The organism is Microbacterium sp. (assembly GCF_039812165.1).
In the GTDB taxonomy this organism is placed as follows: Bacteria; Actinomycetota; Actinomycetes; order Actinomycetales; family Microbacteriaceae; genus Microbacterium.
Genome location: NZ_JBDIAB010000260.1, coordinates 1 through 3,537, shown reverse-complemented (window position 1 = coordinate 3,537; position 3,537 = coordinate 1). Strand labels below are relative to the sequence as shown.

At 74.4% G+C, this 3,537-nt stretch carries 6 protein-coding genes; 5 read left to right on the top strand and 1 reads right to left on the bottom strand.

Annotated elements, in window-relative coordinates:
* Nucleotides 1–453, top strand: a 453-nt coding sequence (locus tag WML84_RS13935; protein WP_347346737.1) for a DUF5655 domain-containing protein, incomplete at its 5' end; no start/stop codon positions are given.
* On the opposite strand, the gene WML84_RS13930 is transcribed toward WML84_RS13935, so the two are convergent.
* Nucleotides 438–1,382, bottom strand: a complete 945-nt coding sequence (locus WML84_RS13930) for an AraC family transcriptional regulator (protein WP_347346736.1) — start codon at nucleotides 1,380–1,382, stop codon at nucleotides 438–440. The genes WML84_RS13935 and WML84_RS13930 overlap by 16 nt on opposite strands.
* Nucleotides 1,383–1,620: 238 nt before the next feature.
* Between WML84_RS13930 and WML84_RS13925 the strand changes: the two genes are divergently transcribed.
* The 4 genes from WML84_RS13925 to WML84_RS13910 all read left to right on the top strand — a co-directional run.
* Nucleotides 1,621–2,004: a DUF6264 family protein gene (locus WML84_RS13925; protein ID WP_347346735.1), complete on the top strand. Its 384-nt coding sequence runs from the start codon at nucleotides 1,621–1,623 to the stop codon at nucleotides 2,002–2,004.
* A 115-nt stretch (nucleotides 2,005–2,119) separates the two neighbouring features.
* Nucleotides 2,120–2,749 carry a histidine phosphatase family protein gene (locus WML84_RS13920; RefSeq protein ID WP_347346734.1) on the top strand — a complete coding sequence of 210 codons (630 nt, stop codon included), beginning with the start codon at nucleotides 2,120–2,122 and terminating at the stop codon, nucleotides 2,747–2,749.
* Nucleotides 2,746–3,360 (top strand): TlpA disulfide reductase family protein, encoded by a 615-nt coding sequence (locus WML84_RS13915; protein WP_347346733.1) that lies wholly within the window; start codon nucleotides 2,746–2,748, stop codon nucleotides 3,358–3,360. Before WML84_RS13920 ends, WML84_RS13915 begins: the two co-directional genes overlap by 4 nt.
* Nucleotides 3,357–3,537, top strand: a 181-nt coding sequence (locus WML84_RS13910) for a cytochrome c biogenesis protein CcdA (RefSeq protein ID WP_347346732.1), incomplete at its 3' end; no start/stop codon positions are given. The genes WML84_RS13915 and WML84_RS13910, both read left to right, overlap by 4 nt.

The window sequence follows — 3,537 nt, the reverse complement described above, 5'->3', positions numbered from 1 at the left end:
GCCGGGCTCGACCGGCACGCGGCCGCGATCGCGTTCCTCAAGTCGGAGCACGGCGTCTCGCACGGCTACGCCAACCTCATCGTCACGCTGCACCGGTCGCAGGGCGCCGTCACGACCTCGTCCGACCTCGTCGACGCCCAGTACGCGGGGCGCAAGGCCGGGCTGCGGCCGCTCTACGAGCGGCTGCTGACCGAGCTCACCGCGTTCGGCGACGACGTCGAGGTCGCACCGAAGAAGACCGGCGTCTCGTTCCGCCGCCGCAAGCAGTTCGCGCTCGTCGAGGCGCCGAGCGCCGCGCGCGTCAGCGTCGGGCTGAACCTCCGCGGCGTCGCCGGGACGGCGCGGTTGAAGGAGGCCACCGGCATGTGCACGCACCGGGTCGACGTGACGGCCGTGGACGACATCGACGACGAGCTCGTCGGGTGGCTGCGCGAGGCCTACGACCGCGCCTGACCGAGCGGACCCGGCAGCTCGTCGAGCGGCACGAAGTGCGCGGCATCCGGCCCGAACTCCGCGACACGGCGGTGGTACTCGGTCGGGGTCCAGCCGCAGAAGCGCCGGAACGCGCGGATGACGTGCGGCTGGTCGTAGTAGCGCGAGGCGCCCGCGAGCGCCGTCCAGTCCGGCACCCCGCCGGCCCCGTGCACGGCGCCGACGAACCGGTGGAACCGGTCCACCTGCGCGAACGCCCGCGGGGTCAGCCCCGTGGCGGCGCGGAAGCGCGCGATGAGGGTGCGATGCGCGACGCCGGCCGTGCGCGCGATGTCGCCGATCGGCAGGTCGGGCTCGTCGCGCAGCGACCGCAGCGCGTGCTGCACGACCGGGTCGGGCGACCAGCCGCGGGCGCGGTCGACCACGAAGGCGGTGAGCGCGTCCAGCGCGCGGAGGGGGTCGACCGGTGCGGCGGTGCTCGGTGAAGCCGGGGCGGCCGGGGCGGCCGCACGGTCCGAGCCGATCGGTGCGGCCGCGGCCGGTGCAGCATCGGAGCGGACGGGCGGGGCGCCGACGGCGCCGACGAGGTCGTCGACGCCGGGAACGACGGCGCGCGCACCCTGGACCCGGCCCGCGACGGCGGGGCCGCCGACATCCGTGAGCGCGCCCAGCCCGCCCGGCAGCAGCTCGATGCCGACGTGGCGGATGAGGGGCGGCGACTCGATGATCAGGTACTCGTGCTGGATGCCGGAGACGAACGCGTCCGACACGCGCGTCGGGGCGCCCGCCCGGTCGTAGAGCGCATACGGCTCGGAGAGGTTGACGATCACGTGCACGAACGGCAGCGGCAGGATCTTCTCGTAGCGGCGCACGCGCGGCGCCTCGAGGAGCCACAGTCGCGAGACCGCGTCCTCCAGCCCCGCCGGCGCGGGACGCTCGACGTAGATCACGGGCCTACGGTAGCGCCGCCCGTGGGTGCGAGGCGGTCCGGCTCGGCGCTCGAGTCACTGTGCCCCCGCCGACTCACTGTGCTGCGGCGCAGTGACCCGACGCGGGAGCAGTGACTCGGCGGAAGAGGGCGGGGTGAGGAACACCGGCGGGCGGCTGGCGGGCCGGGCGCCCCGGGCGGGCGGCTGGCGGGCCGGGGAGCCCGGGTGAAGGCGAGGAGAGGCGGGGTACGATGCGGGCGTGAGCTCTCCGTGCCGTCCGGCGTACCCGACCGCGTACGCGACGCCGGCGCGACCGCCGGCGCGCGTGTGGGACATCGTGCTGACCTCGGTGCTCCTTCTGCTCCTCGTGTGCCTCACCGCGATCGTGTCGTACTTCGGGTTCTTCCTGGCCATGGCCTCCGACCCGTGCGGGGCGGTCGAGTGCGACGAGGGGCTCATCGGCATCGGGATGCTCACCGCTGTCGTGCTGCCGTGGCTCGTCTTCGTCGCGGTCCTCGTCGTCTCGATCATGCGGCTCGTGCGGCGGCGCCTCGGGTTCTGGCTGCCGCTGGCGGCGGTGCCGCTCGTGGTCGGCTCGTGGTTCGTCGGCGCGGCGATCGCGAGCGCCGGCGTGCCCACCTGAGCCCGTTCGCGCGTCGGCAGCGGGTGCCGAGAGGCTGAGTCAGCGGCCCGGTGGACGATGTCGAGCCGCCCGGGTACCGCCAGATGCGCAGACCCGCGCCACGTAGACTTGGCGGGTGCCCGCCGACCGCCTTCACCTCGTGCGCCACGGAGAGGTCCACAACCCTCGCCGCGTGCTGTACGGGCGCCTGCCGCAGTTCCGGCTGAGCGCGGACGGTCGCCGCATGGCCCGGCAGGCCGCCGAGCACGTGCACGAGCTGGAACGGCCGATCGGCGCGCTGGTCTGCTCGCCGTTGCAGCGGACGCGGGAGTCGGCGGCCCCGTTCGCCGACCTGTTCGGCATCGAGCCGCTCGTCGACGAGCGCGTCATCGAGCCCACGAACGTCTTCGAGGGCCGGCGCATGCGGCGGGCCCTCCTGAACCCGCTGAACTGGTGGCATCTGCGCAGGCCGTCGCTGCCCAGCTGGGGCGAGCCGTACGCGCAGGTCGTCGAGCGGATGGATGCCGCGATGCGCGACGCGTGGGAGCGCACCGACTCCGGCGACGTCGTCGTCGTCTCGCATCAGCTGCCCATCTGGGTCACGCACCTCGCCGTGGCGGGGGAGCCGCTCAGGCACGACCCGCGACATCGCCGATGCGCGCTGTCGAGCGTGACGAGCTTCGAGCTGCGCGACGGGCGGTGGCACGAGGTCGCCTACGCCGAGCCGGCCAGCACCGCGGGCGCGGTCGACGTGGGAGCGGTGTGAAGCGCGGCGGCCGCGCGACGCGGGCAGGAGCGTCCGTCGTCGCGCTCGCCCTCGCGGTGACGCTCGCGGCGTGCACGAGCGAGAACGACGGCCTCGTCGACCAGTACCGCAGCGGCAGCAACCAGGGCTTCATCGCCGGCGACGGCTCGTTCGAGGAGATCCCCGCCGAACGCCGGGGCGACCCGATCGTGTTCCAGGGCACGTCCGTCGACGGCTCGCAGATCTCCAGCGCCGACTACGCCGGCCGCGTGGTCGTGCTCAACTTCTGGTACGCGGGGTGCGGCCCCTGCCGCGCCGAGGCGCCGCTCCTGGCCGACGCGTACGCCGCCACGCAGCCCGAGGGCGCGGACTTCCTCGGCGTGAACATCTACGACGGCCCCGAGCAGGCCCGATCGTTCGAGACGACGTACGGCATCGAGTACCCGTCCGTCCTCGCGCGGGGGGATGCCGACCTTAAGCTCGCGTTCGCGGCATCCACGTCGCTGCAGGCGGCGCCGACGACCCTCGTGCTCGACAAGCAGGGCCGTGTCGCCGCGCGGTTCATCGGACAGCTGCGCGAGGCGCCGATCCTCAAGACGATCGTGCGCGACGCGCTCGCGGAGACCCCGTGAACCCCGGCGCGGTCGTGTTCGACGGGGCGCTGTGGCTCGCGATCCCGATCGCGATGCTCGCGGGTCTCGTCTCGTTCCTCTCGCCGTGCGTGCTGCCGCTCGTCCCCGGGTATCTGGGCTTCCTGGGCGGTGCGGTCGCGCCGCGCGCCGCGGTCGGCTCGCCGGCTGCCGCGGGCG